The sequence below is a fragment of the Nonomuraea sp. NPDC002799 genome, assembly GCF_053592075.1.
The window spans coordinates 268,732-283,186 of record NZ_JBSFVA010000011.1 but is presented as its reverse complement, the minus strand read 5'-3'; the positions used below and the strand labels follow the sequence as shown (position 1 = coordinate 283,186).

Genomic DNA, 14,455 nt, shown 5'->3' with positions numbered 1-14,455 from the left:
GTGGCCGCGATCGCCGACCACGTGCTGCCCGCCCTGACGGCGGCCATGAGCCTGCTCGGCAAGCAGGATCCGGCGGAGGCCGGCAACTTCCGCCGTACCGTCCTCGTCGCCGTCGAAGCAGCCACCCAGGGCCGGCCCAGCCCCACCCTGGCCGAGATGGCCCGCAAGATCACCGAAGCCCTCGACGCCGCTTGATGGCAGGGCCGATCCGCCCCAGCTCGCCACCGGGGTCCTCGCCGGACCCCGGTGACACGGCGGCCTGGCAGGTCCGCCCCTTGTCAGCAGCTCTTCTGGTAGGCGCTCTCCGGAATGAGCCGGCTCCACTCCGTCTCACTCAGCGCCCCGCCCGCGCGGGTGCACACCTCCTGCGCGGCCAGTGCCGGATCGACCGGGCTCTCGCGTACGGTCCCGTCGAGCGCCACGCCCCGCAACCGCCGCCCGTCCTGGCTGAAGGCCAGCCCGGTGGTCCACGATCCCACCTGCCCCACCTCGCGCCGCGTGCCGACGTCCCACAACGAGGTATGCGCGGCGTCGACCGCCAGCAGCTCGCCACCGGGGGAGAAGCGCAGATCGTCCACCGGCGCCGTGCCGATCTCGACGGTGCCCAGGGGCGACCGCTCGCGCACGTCCCACAGGAGCACCCGGCCCGCGTCCAGCCCCAGTGCCAGCGTGCGCCCGTCGGGGGAGAAGGCGAGCGCGGTCGGCGCGGACACGTCGCCGGCTACGTCGAGCGGGACGACCTTGCCGGTACGCAGGTCGAGCAGGCCCGCCCCGGCGGCCAGCGTCGAGCCGTCCGGGCTGAAGGCCAGCGCCAGGTCGCCCGCGCCCTCGTACACCTTGATGCGGCGCCCCTCGTGCACGTCCCACGTCTCCAGCGTGCGGCCGCGCGCGGTGGCCAGTGTGCCGCCGTCGGGGGAGAGCGCCACGGCGGGCACGTCGCCGCCCGCCTCGATGACGCTCACCCGCTTGCCGCCGGCCGCCTCCCACACGGTCACCGGGTCGCCCGCGACGGCCAGCAGCTTGCCGCGCGCGTCGAAGGCCACGTCGCCGGCGGCCGCGATGCGGCCGAGCGTCCTGTGCTCGACGATGTCGGTGAGCTCGATGGCGTCGCCGACCTCCTTGGCCGCCACCCGGCCGTTGCCGGAGAACGCGGCGGCCGCGCCGCCCTCCGAGGGGACCGGCAGGCCGGAGACGTCGAGTGAGACGACCGAGCCGGTGCCGCTCAGGTAGCGCAGGGCGTGGCCGTCGGCGGAGAAACTCAGGCCGTGCTCGGGATCCCGGAGGGGGTAGGCGCCGATGAGGCGGCGCTCGGCCACGTTCCAGACCCGGACCTCGCCGGCGCCGTGCAGGGCGAGCAGGCGGCCGTCGGGACTGAACACGGGCGGCCCGGCAGCGGCGTCGCCGGCCGCCGGCGCGTCAGCCGCCAGGGCGACGGCGCCCTCCACCGGCGGCGGCTTGGCTTCGACCCGAGCGGTCCCCGCCCGCTCGGTCCCCGCAGGAGTGGCGCCCCTCGGGGTGGTGCCCGTCGGGGTGGCGCCCCCCGGACTGGCGCCCCCCGGACTGGTGCCCGCCGGAGTGGTGTCTGTCAGAGGGGTGCCCGCCTGCGTGGTGGCCACGAGGGTGACCCCGTCGCGCCCCACCACCGCCAGCGTGCTCCCGTCCGGGCTGAACGCCGGCGCCGGTGCCGCCGCGTCCGCGCCCGTGACCGGCTGGACCTCGACGACGCCCGTCCGCTTACCGGAGGCGAGCTCCCGCAACTCCACCCGCCCGTCCAGGCCGGAGATCGCCGCCGTGGCCCCGTCACGGGAGATCGCCACCTTGCGGTCGGCGACGTCGAGCAACCTCTCGCCGCCCCGATACACCCTCGTGCGGTTGCCGCTGCTGATCGCGTAGACGACCCCGGCCGGTACGTCTCCCGTGACGACGTCGAACGGCCTGCCGCCGGCCCCCTCCGCATAGCGCCCGTCGTCGCTCAGAGCCGTGCTCCCGGCGGGCAGCGGGTAGGAGGCGGTGCGCCGGCCGCGGACCACGTCATAGACGGTGACCGTACCGGTGTGCCATTTGATCAGTTCATCGCCGTGCAGCAGGTAGCGCGCCCGCAGGTCGGGGGCCGGATCGGTGAAGATGCCCAGCTCCGGCTGCACGAGCGAGGCCTGCATCGCGGAGCGCGCCTCGAACACCGGCGACAGGCGCCAGGCGGCCACGCTCAGCCGCATCGCGGTACGCGGATCGGACGCGCGCATCGCCTCGGCCCTGGCGGCGACGGCCCGCGCGTTGGCCTCGACGAGCCGGCCGCGCAGGTCGTTCTGGCCGTGCACGGAGATCACGGACATCGTCAGCGCCACGGCCAGCACCGCGGCGGCCCCGGCCAGCACCGGGGTCAGGAGCCTTCTGCGCTGCTTGGACAGGGTCACGCTGTCGTTGAGGAAGTCGCGTTCGAGCTGGCTGAGGCGTACGTGCCGGCGCTTGGTCGCGGCCCAGCCGAGCGCCGTGTCCAGCTCCTGCCCGCGCAGCAACTTTCGGCCGCCGCGCCGGTGCTCCGACCAGTGCCTGGCCGCCTCGCGGATCCGCCGGTGCGCGTGCGTGCCCTCGCGCTCGTCCGCGACCCAGCCGCGCAGCCGGGGCCAGGCGCGGTAGAGGGCGGCGCCGGCCGGGGTGACCCGGTCGTCGCTGAGGGCCACGAGCTTGCCGACGGAGGTCTCGACCGGCGGTACGCGCATGCTGCGGCGCACCAGGAGGCCCGCGTCCATGAGCGGGCCGAGCACGTCGCCCTCGTCATGCGGATTGTCGCCGTCGAGCAGGCGCAGCAGCAGCCCGGGGACCTCCTCCTGCTGGCGCGGTGTGAGCGACTGGAAGACCTCCTCGGCCACCTCGCCCAGCGACCGCGGCCCCGAAAGGCTCTCGGGCACGCCCACCTCGGCCGCGCTCACGGCCGGAAGCTCGCCGGCGGCGGGCCGGTCGGCCGCTGCCTTGGCCAGGGCCCGGCCGACCGGCCCGCGCAGCGACTCGGGCAGCACGCTCAGGTCGGGGTCGACGGTCAGCAGCCGGTGCATGACCCCGCCCAGGCTCTCCCCGTGGAACGGGTCCTGCCCGGTGGCCGCGAACAGCACCACCGCACCCCACGCGAACACGTCGGCCGCCGCCCCCGGCTCCCCGCCGGTCAAAACCTCGGGAGCCTGGTACGTATACGTCCCGCCGACCGCCCCCCCGGCGGGCACGCCCAGCTCGATGACCTTGGGCCCGTCGGCGGCGAGCAGCACGCTCTCGGGGTTCAGCCCGCGGTGTGTCAGCCCCGCCGCGTGCAGCGCGGCCACCGCCCCCGCCAGCGCCCCGGCCAGGGCGACCAGCTCGTCACCCGCGTAGGGGCCGTGCAGTTCGACCGCGCGCCGCAGATCGGGCCCGTCCACGAACGTGCTCACGACGTACGGCACGCCCTCGTCGGTGCCGACCGCGACCACCTCCGCGAGATGGCGGCACGTCACCCGCTCGAACCGGCGTCCGACCTGTCCCCGCGGCACCGTGACCGCGAACCTGCGTCCCTGGTCGTCGTAGGCGTCGTAGACGATGCCGCGCCCGCCCGCGCCGAGCCGGGCCGCCAGCCAGAAGCCGCCGAGCCTCTCGGGGTCACCAGGCACCAAGCGCATCGTCACTGATGCTTAGATGCACGACACCGTCCATTGGTTGTGAAGAACGACGCCACAGGTCCCCCGCGCGCCTCGGGGGACCCATGCGTCATGATCATTATGCCAGGCTTCTGGATCTTGCCGGACATTCCGCCCGAATCGCCTGTCGACACCGATCCGCCCGCCTTACCGGCCGAGCGCGTGCAGCGCCGCGTCCCGCACCTGCTCCGGGGTGAGCTCACTGACGTCGCAGACGAGACCGGCCACTTCCCGGAAAAAAGGTTCGCGGCGGGCCCGCATGGCCGCCGGGTCGAAGTCGGGGCGGTGGCTGCTGGTGCTCATCCGCTCCTTCAGCACCTCGTCCGGCGCGTCCACCCACACCACCAGGGCCGCGCGCATCGCCGTGCGCACCGCGAGGTTCTCGACCGTGCTGGCCGCCGCCGCGATCACCTTGGGCTCGCCCGCGAGCTCGTCGAGCACGTGCTCGGCCTCGTAACGGTGCAGCGCGTCCACTCCTTCGCGGGCGGCGATCGGCGCGGAGGTGCCGCCGTGCTTGTCCTGGAGGTAGCGATCACTGTCGCTGAACGGCAGGTCGAGCGCCTGGGCGATCAATTTTCCGGACGTCGACTTCCCCGCGCCCATCAGCCCGATCACCACGACTGGTTTGTTTTTCGCCATGTGGATAGATGTTCCTTCATGTCAAGGAGGTAATTTCGATGACCATCGCCGGAAGCATCATCCTCATCATGCTCGGTGCGATCCTCACCTGGGCCGTCGAGTTCGACCTCGCTGGCCTCGACATCAACGTAGTCGGTGTCATCCTCATGCTCGGCGGTCTGGTGGGACTCGCGTTCGGCATCTACCGGATCACGGTCACCCGCAGGGCGGTCGGCCCGATCGACGAGCCGGTGGTCCGCCACGAGATCTACGAGGAGCCTGAGACCCGCCGAACCACGGTGTACGAGGAACGTCGCCACGAGCCGCCGCTTTAGGAGGTACGCAGACCTGCCAGGCGTTCAAGAGCTGCCTGAGCAGGCCACGGCCAAGTCCCGCTGACCCCCCGTCCCCGAATATCCCCACCGGCCCCCGATCACAAGAGCCGCTTGACCGCCAGGGCGATCGCCTGGCGGTCAATGCGTGCGTCGGAGAGCTGCTCCTGCGGCGTCGCCGACCCGGGCAGCCCGGTCACGGCCAGCTTCACCACCCGGGGCCCGAGCTCGCTGACGGCGTCCATCACGGCGTCGCCGAGCCCGCCCTCCAGACGGTGATCCTCGACCGTGATCAGGTTGCCCGTGGTCGTCGCCGCCTCGATCAGCACCGCCGAGTCGACGGGCTTGACGGAGTACAGGTCGATCACCCCCACCGGGATGCCGGCCGCCGCCAGCTCGTCGGCCGCGGCCAGCGCCTCGTGCACGGTGATACCGGCGGCCACGATCGTGGCCCGGTCGCTGGGGGAGTGGCGCAGCACCCGCGAGCCGCCCACGGGGAACCGCTCGCCCGGCGGGTAGATCACCGGAGTGTCCCCACGCGTGGTGCGCAGGTAGGACACGCCTTCGACGTCCGCCATCTCGGCGGTCAGGGCCGCCGCCTGGTTGGCGTCGCAGGGGTAGAGCACGGTGCTCCCGTGCACGGTACGGAGCATGGCCAGGTCCTCAAGGCCCATCTGGGAGGGCCCGTCCTCGCCGATCTCCACCCCGGCGTGCGAGCCGATCAGCCGGATCGAGGCCCGGCTCACCCCCGCCATCCTGATGAAGTCGTGCGCCCTGGTCAGGAACGCCGCGAACGTGGCCGCGTACGGCTTCCAGCCGCGCACCTGCAGCCCGATGGCCGCGGCCACGAGCTGCTGCTCGGCGATGTACATCTCGAAGAACCGCTCGGGGAACTCCTTGCCGAACGCCTCGGTCCTGGTCGAGTCGGCCACCTCGCCGTCCAGCGCCACCACGTCGCCCCTGGCCGCGCCGAGCGCCGCCAGCGCCGCGCCGTACGCCGTCCGCGTGGCGACCATCTCGCCCACCTCGTACGCGGGCAGCTCCAGCGACTTCGAGGCGAACCGGTACGGCTCGGGGGCCGCGTCCGGCCGGTGCACCTCGACGCGGAGATCGCGCGGCCCGCCCAGCTCGTCGATGGCCTTGCCGGGATCCTTCAGCGCCTTGCCGTGGACCCCTTCGCGGTTCTCGACCTCCAGCACGCCCTCGCCCTTGCGGGTCTTGGCCAGGATGGCCGTGGGCCGCCGGCGGGTGTTGCAGGCGTCGCCCAGGGCGAAGTCGATCTGCCCGGGATCGTGCCCGTCGATCTCGATGGTGTGCCAGCCGAACGCCCCGAACCTGCGCGCGTAGGCGCCCGTGTCCCACCCGTGCCGGGTGGGCCCGCGCTGGCCGAGCCGGTTGACGTCCACGATCGCCGTCAGGTTGGCCAGCCCCTCGGTCCCGGCGTGCTCGGCGGCCTCCCAGATCGACCCCTCGGCCAGCTCGCTGTCCCCGCAGAGCACCCACACCCGGTACGGCAGCCGCTCCAGCCGCGCCGCCATCGCCACCCCGACCCCCACCGGCAGGCCCTGCCCGAGCGAGCCGGTCGCCACGTCCACCCAGGGCAGGCGCGGGGTCGGATGCCCCTCCAACCGGCTGCCCTGCTTCCTGAAGGACAACAACTCCTCGTCGCCGATGGCGCCGGCGGCCTTGTAGAGCGCGTAGAGCAGCGGAGACGCGTGGCCCTTGGAGAAGATCAGATGGTCGTTGGCCGGGTTGCCGGGGTTGTCGAAGTCATAGCGCAGGTGGCAGGTGAACAACACGGCCATCAGGTCGGCAGCGGACATGGAGGAGGTCGGATGGCCGGAGCCGGCCGCCGCGGCCGCCCGTACGGAGTCGACCCGGAGCTGTGCGGCCAGGCCGGTCAGATAGTGCAGATCACGCTCGGGCATCGTGGCCTCCTGGAGTTGGGTTCACGCCGCCTACCCGTCCCGGCACCGTTAAGTCGCCCGCCCCGGTCGTCCGGGGCGGTGGCAGCGCCTTCATCGGAAGCCGCGCGGGCGTCAGCGTCTGGCGCGGCGGAGGGAGGCCAGCGTGGCCGCCGCCGCGCCCGCGACCAGGGTCAGCAGCACCGGCCCGCGGTGCTGCGACAACCACACCTGCGGGCTGCGCGCATGGGAACGATCGTCGAACGTGCCGCGGGCGCCGTAGTCCTCGTTCTCGTCGGCGGGCTCCCACAGGTTCGACACGCCGCTCGGCGTCTTCTCGTCCGTCTGCTGGGACTGCACGCCCGTCTTGGCCAGGTAGCGGTCCACCAGCGCCGGGGCCACCCGCTGCGCCAGGAGGGTGGCCGCCGTGCTGACGCCGACCCAGTACTCCTTGCGCTCAGGATGCTCGGCCGCGTACACGATCGCCCGGGCCGCGACCTCCGGCTGGTAGATCGGCGGCACCGGTTGCGGGTGCCGTCGCAGCTTGGACAGCACCCATTCGAACTGCGGCGTGTTGACGGCGGGCAACTGCACCAGCGTGATGTGGATGTTGCTCCGGTCGGCCAGCAGCTCCGTCCTGACGGACTCCGTGAAGCCCTTGACGGCGTGCTTGGCCCCGCAGTACGCCGACTGCAGGGGAATGCCCCGCTGGGACAGCGCCGAGCCGGTCTGCACGATCGCGCCGGCGTTGCGCGGGCCCATGTGGTCCAGGGCCGCCTTCGTGCCCCAGACATAACCCAGGTACGTCACCTCCGTGGTGCGTTTGAACTCCTCCGGTGAAATGTCGGTGAACTTGGCGAACACAGAGGAGAAGGCGGTGTTGATCCAGACCGAGATCGGTCCCATCTCCGCCTCGATGCGCTCCGCCGCCTGGCGCACCTGGTCATAGTCCGCGATGTCCGCCTCGAAGACCTGGCCGCTGCCTCCTTCCACGCCCACGTCCACGGCGGCGGCGCCGAGCCCGGCCGTCCCCCGGGCGATCAGCGCCACCTTCGCCCCGCGCGCGCCGAGCTCGCGGACCACCGCGCGCCCGACACCGCCGCTGGCGCCCGTCACCACCACTACCCGCCCTCGAAGTGGTGCCATGTCTCTATCAGCCTGCCTCTCCATCACGTCGAGATTTCTGTCGTCGTACGGCCAGCACGATGTCGATCACCGTGACCACGGCGAGCACGAGGGCGATGCCGGTGATGACCGGCGCCCGCGCGATGACCCCCAGTACCGCGAACGCGAACAGGAACACCAGGATGAAAGAGCCCACTCTGATGTGCACCACGTCGCGCGGCGTGGCCGGCACCATGGAATGGCCCCGGCTGTCCTTCTCGTCGCGCCACTCTCCGCTATCTGACATGCCGCTCACCTGCCCGTCCTGTTTGCCGCCTAACGTCGGGGGTAGCCGCCCTGCGTGCTCGACCTCCATCCGAGTGACCAGAGTGAGCCGGGAATCGTGCGGCGGCGCCGCGGGCGCGGCTTCGGCTATCACGATCCGGACGGCCGTCCGGTGCGTGACCGGCCCACGCTGGGGCGCATCAAAGCCCTAGCCATCCCCCCGGCCTGGACGGACGTGTGGATCTGCCTCTCGCCCCTCGGGCATCTGCAGGCCGTGGGCACGGACGCCGCCGGACGCCGGCAGTACCGCTACCACGACGTGTGGCGCGAGCAGCAGGACCGGGCCAAGTTCGACCGGGTGCTGGAGGTGGCCGAGCGGCTGCCGGCCTTCCGGAAGGCGGTGGGGGAGGAGCTCGGCGGGCGCGGCCTGACCAGAGCCCGGGTGCTGGCCGCCGCCGCCCGCCTGCTCGACATCGGCTTCTTCAGGATCGGCGGCGAGAGCTACGGCACCTACGGCCTCGCGACGCTCAGAATGGAGCACGTCTCCTGCTCGCACGGCATCGTCACCTGCTCCTACCAGGCCAAGGGCGACATCGCGCGCGAGGTGGAGGTGGCCGACCCGGCGGCGTGCGCGGTGCTCAGATCGCTCAAGGCGCTCGGCGCGGAGGGCGAGCTGCTGCGGTACCGGGGCGACCACGGCTGGGCGGACGTCAGGAGCGAGGACATCAACGACTACCTCCGCGAGACCATCGGGTACGAGGTCACCGCCAAGGACTTCCGCACCTGGCACGCCACCGTGCTGGCGGCCGTGGGCCTGGCGGTGTCCAGACACGCGGGCGCGGAGGGCGCGGCGAAGAAGCAGCGCGCCGTCAACCGGGTGATGCAGGAGGTCTCCGACTACCTGGGCAACACGCCCACCGTCGCCAGGGCGTCGTACGTGGACCCGCGCGTCGTCGAGGCCTACGACCAGGACAGGACCATCGCGGCGGCCCTCACCGAGCTGGGCGCGGACGCCGATTTCGGGCAACTGGCCACGGCCGGAACCGTGGAGCGCGCGGTGATTGACCTTATTCGTACCGTTTGAGCGGTTCATTCGGGGGCATGCGGCGACAGAGAAGGAGGCGAGTGATGGAAGCTCCGCAGTACGTCGCGGCCCGCGTCCAGCAGGCGCTGGCCGAGGACGGGCGCACGCACGAGCTCGGCATCCGCGTCGACATACGAGGAGACCAGCTCTTCCTGCGTGGTCAGGTGAGCGGGGTCGAGCAGCGCGTACGGCTGGGTCAGGTGGCCCAGGAGGCCGCGCCCGAGCTCCACGTGCACAACGAGGTCAAAGTCGTGGACGTCACCGAGCCGGGAGAGGATGAGCACCTTGACTGACCTGCGCATAGCGGCCGTGGGCGACATCCATCTGGGCGAGGACATGAGAGGCCAGTACCGCCGGCACCTTGAGGGCATCGAGGACCGCGCCGACGTGTTCATGCTGGCGGGCGACCTCACCAGGCACGGCACCCTCGAAGAGGGCCGGGTGGTGGCCGATGAGATACGCGGCCTGCCGATCCCGGTGGTCGCCGTGCTCGGCAACCACGACTACCACTCCGACCTCCACTACGAGATCGCCGGTGAGCTGCGTGACGCCGGGGTCATCGTGCTGGACGACGACGGCGTCGTGGTGCAGTGCGGGGACAAGAAGCTGGGCGTGGTCGGCGGGAAGGGGTTCGGCGGCGGGTTCGCGGGCAAGTGCGCCAGCGAGTTCGGCGAGCGCGAGATCAAGAACTTCGTCGCGCACACCCGCTACATCGCCGAGGCGTGGAAGGTCGCGCTGAAGGAGATCGTGGCCGACGAGCGCCTGGTGTTGTCGCACTACTCCCCGATCAAGGAGACGCTGGAGGGCGAGCCCCACGAGATCTATCCGTTCCTGGGCAGCTATCTGCTGGCCGAGGCGGTGGACACGGCCGGGGCCGACCTGATCCTGCACGGGCACGCCCACAAGGGCACCGAGAAGGGCATGACGCCGGGCGGCATCCGGGTCCGCAACGTGGCCCTGCCGGTGATCGGCCGGGCGTACGCCGTCTACTGCCTGGACGAGAACGGAAGCAGCGGCTAGCGGCACGCCTTCCGCGCCTTCCGCGCCTGAACATGATTGCCTGAACACGACTTGCCTGAACATGACTTCGGCACCACATGCTTCGTCGCGCATGTGGTGCCGAAGTCGCGTGTCACTCACGCCGAGGCCGCGCCCGTCTCATAGCGGCTGAACGGCGGAACCTGCTCACATGCTTCTCATGCCCGCCCGGGCGGCAAGGAGATGTGAAATCTACGGTGTTTCAGCAAAGCTGGGTAGCCGCTGGACCGTTCTCGGGGATCGGCCCAGCGGGGGGTGAGGATGGACAGGAGGTTGGGCGTCGGGCGCCCCTAGACATTGAAGATGCTGACCCCACCAGGACCGACGAGGAACCCGAGGACGATCAGGACGATCCCCCAGAGGAGATCGCGCCGGGCCAGGATGACGTAGATCCCGGCGATGACGAGGATAACGGCGATGATCCAGAGCAAAGTAGCCATGGGCCAGCAACTGCCCTCAGGAGGGGAGGCATAACATCTTTTTTTCCGTCCGTAGCGGGCTGGGCTCGGCGCGGGCGCCGGTCAGCTCGCCGACTTCATCAGCTTGCTGTAGGCGAACTGCAGCCAGTCGGACACGGCCACCGCAGTCATCGTGGCGCCCACGAGCCGGGTGGCCTTGGGGGCGAGCACCATCCCGGCGGCGTAGGCGGTGGCCACCCACTGCGCCAGGCAGAACGGGCAGGCCAGCAGCTCGCCGACCGTGCCGTTCGGCTTCTCCTGTACCTCCGCGGGCCCGGACTGGCCCTCGTAGGTGGTGAAGGGCGCCCGTAGCGGGCTGGTGACCGGATCCTTGGCCAGCCGCCGTGACATCTTGTGCGTGCAGACCGCCATGAGCAGCAGATCCATGGTCCCGATGTGGTCAGGAGCCTTCCGCCCCGCCAGCATGGCGGCGCCGGCTGCGACGGCGACCGTGCCGCCGTACGTCGCGAGGATGGCGAGGTAGCCGCTGAGCGGCCGGTCCCGATCTCCTTCGTAAGCCCGTTCGGTCTTCTCGAGGATTTCCGTCATAAGGCCTGGCGCTACCCTCAGCCCCTGCCCCTACTCGGGATCCGACGCCTACTCGACGATCGTCTGGGTAGCCCGATCACATGAGCAGCCATGGGCACGCGGTCACCGACGCCATCCTGGACACCCTCAAGCGCGCCAGCTCGGGGCTGAAGGACGCCCAGGTGAAATTCGCGCTGGCCGGAGGTTGCGCCGCCTATGCCAGGGGCGCGGCGCCGTCGCTGCACGACGTGGACTTCGTCCTCACCGAGCACGACGTTCCGGCCGCGCTGGAGGCGCTGCGCGGGCTGGGCTTCCAGACGGCCAAGCCGCCGGAGGACTGGCTGGTCAAGGCGTACGACGAGGGCCGGCTGGTCGACCTGATCTTCCGGGTCTCCGACATGGCGATCACCGACGAACTGCTCGACCGGGCCGAGCCGCTGAAGGCGTCCGCGGTGATCGTGCCCGTGCTGGAGGCCACCGACCTGGTCATCTCCTGGCTGCTGCCGCTGTCGGAGCACGCCTGCGACTACGGGGCGCTGCTGGCCCAGGTGCGGGCGCTGCGCGAGCAGGTCGACTGGCCGCGCGTGGCCGCCGTGACGGCGCACTCGCCGTACGCGGTCACGTTCATCACCCTGCTGGAACGGCTGAACGTGCTGAACGGCCCGGTCGAGCCCTCCGGCGACTCCACCTGGCCCTGACGGGGGGCGCCCCTTCACGGGGGCGCACGCCGAAGGGCCGCGCCCCGGCTGGGACGCGGCCCCCTTCTACGGCGCCGGGGTGTTACCCGGGAAAGCGGCCGTAGTAGTCGCCGAGCCGGCTTCGGTACTCGGTCTCCTTGAACGTGCCCGCGTCGAACTCGGGCGCGTCCTTGATCTCCGCCTTGGTGCGCGCGACGAAGATGTTGCGCTCCTGCGGGTCGATGCTCGTGATGACCTGCGCCGGGAGCAGCACCTTCTTGCCGAAGATCCAAGGACCGGTGTCGACGATGACATAGCTCTCGCCGACTTCGTACGTGGCCTCGTCGACGGACCCGATCTTGCCGTCCGTCGCCTGGACGTGGTAACCCACGAGATCCAGGCTCTGGCCACGGTCATAGACGTCAGGACGATAGTTCCAGAGCTCCATGGGGGCTCTCTTCCTTTCTTCTTCCGTCTTTTTCGGGCTTGACCCCGCTACCCGGGCTGAACCTCTTAAACGCCTTGCAAAGCCCTTGCAGGCAGGCTGCCGTCAATCGCCGGGCAAGCGGTCAAGGTGACCCTCTTCCTGTCAGGAAGGGGTAATCCCATGAGAAGCAAGGCTGACCGGCTGTACGAGCTGGACGGGCTCCGGCTGCTGGCCGCCCTGTTCGTCGTGTTCTTCCACTACACGTTCTCCGGCTGGGCGGGTGGCGCCAGCCCCGTGTCCTTCGTGGCGGAGAGCGCCTGGTCGAAGTACGGTTACCTGGGCGTGGACCTGTTCTTCCTGATCAGCGGGTTCGTGGTGCTGATGAGCGCGTGGGGCAGGAGCCCGCGCGCGTTCCTGGTGTCGCGGGCCGTGCGGCTCTACCCGGCGTACTGGGTGGGCATCGCGATCACCGCCCTGGTCACCGTGACGCTGGGGCAGAGCCTCTATCGGCTCTCGCTGCCGCAGGTGCTGGCGAACGTGACGATGTTCCAGGCGGTGCCCGACATCGCGAACGTGGACGTCGTCTACTGGACGCTCTGGGTGGAGATGCGGTTCTACTTCCTGATCCTGCTGTTCACCTGGATCGGGATGACCCGTACCCGCGTCATGGGAGCCCTGTGGGGCTGGCTCGGGCTGACGTTCGCCGTCGAGCTGGGCCTGCTGCCCCGCTTCGCCGACCTGATCGTGCAGTCGGAGTTCTCGCACTACTTCATCGCGGGGATGGCCCTGTTCATGCTCTACAAGTTCGGGCTGAACCGGCAGATCGCGTTGCTGGTGCCGGTCTGCCTGGGCAACGCGGTCTACCGGGCCATCGGCTACGCCGACGCCGTCGGAGAGCGGTACGCGGTCACGTACTCGCACGTGCTCATCACCGTCATCGTCGTGGGCATCTTCCTGCTCATGACGCTCGTGGCGCTGCGCGTCACCCGGGTGCTGGCCAAGGCGTGGCTGGTGACGGCCGGTGCGCTGACGTACCCGCTCTACCTGCTGCACGCCCACATCGGCTTCATCGTCTTCGACCGGCTCGGCGGCGTGGTCGGCAAGTACGTGCTGCTGTTCGGGCTCGTCCTGATCATGCTCGGCGCGGCGTACCTGGTGCACCGGTTCGTGGAGCGGCCGCTCGCGCCCCGGCTCAAGAGCCTGCTGTCGCGCCGCCCGGCCGCGCCCGTCCTGGGTGCGCTGGTGGCGGGGCGCCCGACAAGCTGAGCCGACTCTCCCTGACAACCGCAGGTCAGGCGGGGCGCGGTGGCCCGGCTACGGATACCATCCGCGTCACGGACAGAATGGGAGCAGGATGAGTCTCGACGCTGGACGCGAGTGGGCTCCACCCGGAGTCGATCCCGAGCGACCGAGCGTGGCCCGCGTGCACGACGCCCTGCTGGGAGGCGTGGAGAACTTCGCCTCCGACCGCTCGGTCGCCCGCAAGCTGAAGGACGCGGTGCCCGAGGTGGTGGACCTCGTCTGGTGCAACCGCGCCTTCATCGGCCGGGTCGTCGACTTCCTCGTCCGCGAGGCGGGCATCCGGCAGATCATCGACCTGGGCGCCGGCCTCCCCACCGTCGAGAACACCCACGAGGTCGCCCAGTTCGCCCATCCCCTGTGCCGGGTGGTGTACGTCGACATCGACCCCATGGTCGAGCCGCACGCGCGGGCCATCCTGCACGGCAACGCCCACGCCGACGCCATCACCGCCGACGCCCGCGACGTGGACTCCGTGCTCGGTCACCCGTCGCTGACCCGCCTGATCGACCTTTCGCAGCCCACGGCGATCCTCTGCGTCGGGCTGCTGCATCTGCTGCCCGACCGGGAGGACCCGCACGGGCTGATCAGGGCCTACCTCGGCGCGCTGCCGAAGGAGAGCTACCTGGCCGCCTCCAACATGCTCGCCTCCGCCAACCCCAAGGCCCAGGCGCTGGAGGCGATGCTCCAGGCCACCATGGGCACCGGCTACTTCCGCGACCAGGAGTCCATCGCCGCCTACTTCGACGGCCTGGTGCTGGTGGAGCCGGGAGTGGTGCACTTTCCCGAATGGCATCCCGACGAACGTATCCCCGGGCCGCTCGCGGTCTGGGAGGAGCTCCTGCTGGGCGGCGTGGCCCGCAAGCCTTAGCAACCCGTCCGGCGCGTACCGGTGCGGTATCCGGATGAGCCGGGAACGGTAGGGTGTCGCCCGTGCCGCGCTTTCTGATCTGCTCCCCGCCCCCCGCCCGCTAGCGGGCGGCCTTTCCTGAAATTTCCGGGTCCGACAGATCCGGTGATGGTCGCTGCCCGCACACCG

At 70.9% G+C, this 14,455-nt stretch carries 15 protein-coding genes and 1 pseudogene; 8 read left to right on the top strand and 8 right to left on the bottom strand.

Going from position 1 to position 14,455, the window contains the following annotated elements:
* Nucleotides 1-195, top strand: a pseudogene (locus ACWD0F_RS22315) (hypothetical protein); the annotation flags it as partial.
* Between the two features lie 83 nt (nt 196-278).
* Here the strand turns inward: ACWD0F_RS22315 and ACWD0F_RS22310 are convergent.
* Together ACWD0F_RS22310 and ACWD0F_RS22305 are read right to left on the bottom strand one after the other, a co-directional pair.
* Nucleotides 279-3,644, bottom strand: a complete 3,366-nt coding sequence (locus tag ACWD0F_RS22310; RefSeq protein ID WP_449878310.1) for a protein kinase family protein — start codon at nt 3,642-3,644, stop codon at nt 279-281.
* Nucleotides 3,645-3,809: 165 nt separating this feature from the next.
* On the bottom strand, nt 3,810-4,301 hold the full coding sequence (locus ACWD0F_RS22305) for a shikimate kinase (protein WP_449878308.1): 492 nt from the start codon (nt 4,299-4,301) through the stop codon (nt 3,810-3,812).
* Nucleotides 4,302-4,339: 38 nt separating this feature from the next.
* Here ACWD0F_RS22305 and ACWD0F_RS22300 point away from each other — a divergent pair, with 38 nt between their 5' ends.
* Nucleotides 4,340-4,615, top strand: coding sequence for a hypothetical protein (locus ACWD0F_RS22300; RefSeq protein WP_449878306.1), 276 nt, complete (start codon nt 4,340-4,342; stop codon nt 4,613-4,615).
* A 98-nt stretch (nt 4,616-4,713) separates the two neighbouring features.
* On the opposite strand, the gene ACWD0F_RS22295 is transcribed toward ACWD0F_RS22300, so the two are convergent.
* The 3 genes from ACWD0F_RS22295 to ACWD0F_RS22285 form a co-directional block, all read right to left on the bottom strand.
* Entirely contained in the window at nt 4,714-6,540 is a 1,827-nt protein-coding gene (locus ACWD0F_RS22295) for a transketolase (protein ID WP_449878304.1), read from the bottom strand.
* A 111-nt stretch (nt 6,541-6,651) separates the two neighbouring features.
* Complete coding sequence (locus ACWD0F_RS22290) at nt 6,652-7,662, bottom strand: SDR family oxidoreductase (protein WP_449878302.1); 1,011 nt, start codon at nt 7,660-7,662, stop codon at nt 6,652-6,654.
* Between the two features lie 7 nt (nt 7,663-7,669).
* Complete coding sequence (locus ACWD0F_RS22285; RefSeq protein ID WP_449878300.1) at nt 7,670-7,996, bottom strand: hypothetical protein; 327 nt, start codon at nt 7,994-7,996, stop codon at nt 7,670-7,672.
* Between the two features lie 27 nt (nt 7,997-8,023).
* Between ACWD0F_RS22285 and ACWD0F_RS22280 the strand changes: the two genes are divergently transcribed.
* From ACWD0F_RS22280 to ACWD0F_RS22270, 3 genes are read left to right on the top strand one after another with little or no spacing between them, the layout of a single operon-like run.
* Complete coding sequence (locus ACWD0F_RS22280) at nt 8,024-8,989, top strand: DNA topoisomerase IB (RefSeq protein WP_449878298.1); 966 nt, start codon at nt 8,024-8,026, stop codon at nt 8,987-8,989.
* 44 nt (nt 8,990-9,033) lie between these two features.
* On the top strand, nt 9,034-9,282 hold the full coding sequence (locus ACWD0F_RS22275) for a BON domain-containing protein (protein ID WP_449878296.1): 249 nt from the start codon (nt 9,034-9,036) through the stop codon (nt 9,280-9,282).
* Nucleotides 9,266-10,009 (top strand): metallophosphoesterase family protein, encoded by a 744-nt coding sequence (locus ACWD0F_RS22270; protein WP_449878294.1) that lies wholly within the window; start codon nt 9,266-9,268, stop codon nt 10,007-10,009. The genes ACWD0F_RS22275 and ACWD0F_RS22270 overlap by 17 nt, the downstream gene beginning before the upstream one ends.
* Before the next feature lie 308 nt (nt 10,010-10,317).
* On the opposite strand, the gene ACWD0F_RS22265 is transcribed toward ACWD0F_RS22270, so the two are convergent.
* Together ACWD0F_RS22265 and ACWD0F_RS22260 are read right to left on the bottom strand one after the other, a co-directional pair.
* Nucleotides 10,318-10,467, bottom strand: a complete 150-nt coding sequence (locus tag ACWD0F_RS22265; RefSeq protein WP_020543887.1) for a GPGG-motif small membrane protein — start codon at nt 10,465-10,467, stop codon at nt 10,318-10,320.
* A gap of 81 nt (nt 10,468-10,548) precedes the next feature.
* Nucleotides 10,549-11,034 carry a DUF1360 domain-containing protein gene (locus ACWD0F_RS22260; RefSeq protein ID WP_449878292.1) on the bottom strand — a complete coding sequence of 162 codons (486 nt, stop codon included), beginning with the start codon at nt 11,032-11,034 and terminating at the stop codon, nt 10,549-10,551.
* 80 nt (nt 11,035-11,114) lie between these two features.
* Between ACWD0F_RS22260 and ACWD0F_RS22255 the strand changes: the two genes are divergently transcribed.
* On the top strand, nt 11,115-11,711 hold the full coding sequence (locus ACWD0F_RS22255; RefSeq protein WP_449878290.1) for a nucleotidyltransferase: 597 nt from the start codon (nt 11,115-11,117) through the stop codon (nt 11,709-11,711).
* A gap of 82 nt (nt 11,712-11,793) precedes the next feature.
* Here the strand turns inward: ACWD0F_RS22255 and ACWD0F_RS22250 are convergent, their stop codons facing one another.
* The gene (locus ACWD0F_RS22250) at nt 11,794-12,138 is read right to left on the bottom strand and encodes a PRC-barrel domain-containing protein (RefSeq protein WP_449878288.1); all 345 of its coding nucleotides are present in this window, start codon (nt 12,136-12,138) and stop codon (nt 11,794-11,796) included.
* 159 nt (nt 12,139-12,297) lie between these two features.
* On the opposite strand from ACWD0F_RS22250, the gene ACWD0F_RS22245 reads away from it, so the two are divergent.
* Nucleotides 12,298-13,383 (top strand): acyltransferase family protein, encoded by a 1,086-nt coding sequence (locus tag ACWD0F_RS22245; protein ID WP_449878286.1) that lies wholly within the window; start codon nt 12,298-12,300, stop codon nt 13,381-13,383.
* Nucleotides 13,384-13,471: 88 nt separating this feature from the next.
* Nucleotides 13,472-14,287, top strand: coding sequence for an SAM-dependent methyltransferase (locus ACWD0F_RS22240; RefSeq protein WP_449878284.1), 816 nt, complete (start codon nt 13,472-13,474; stop codon nt 14,285-14,287).
* Nucleotides 14,288-14,455 lie beyond the last annotated feature (168 nt).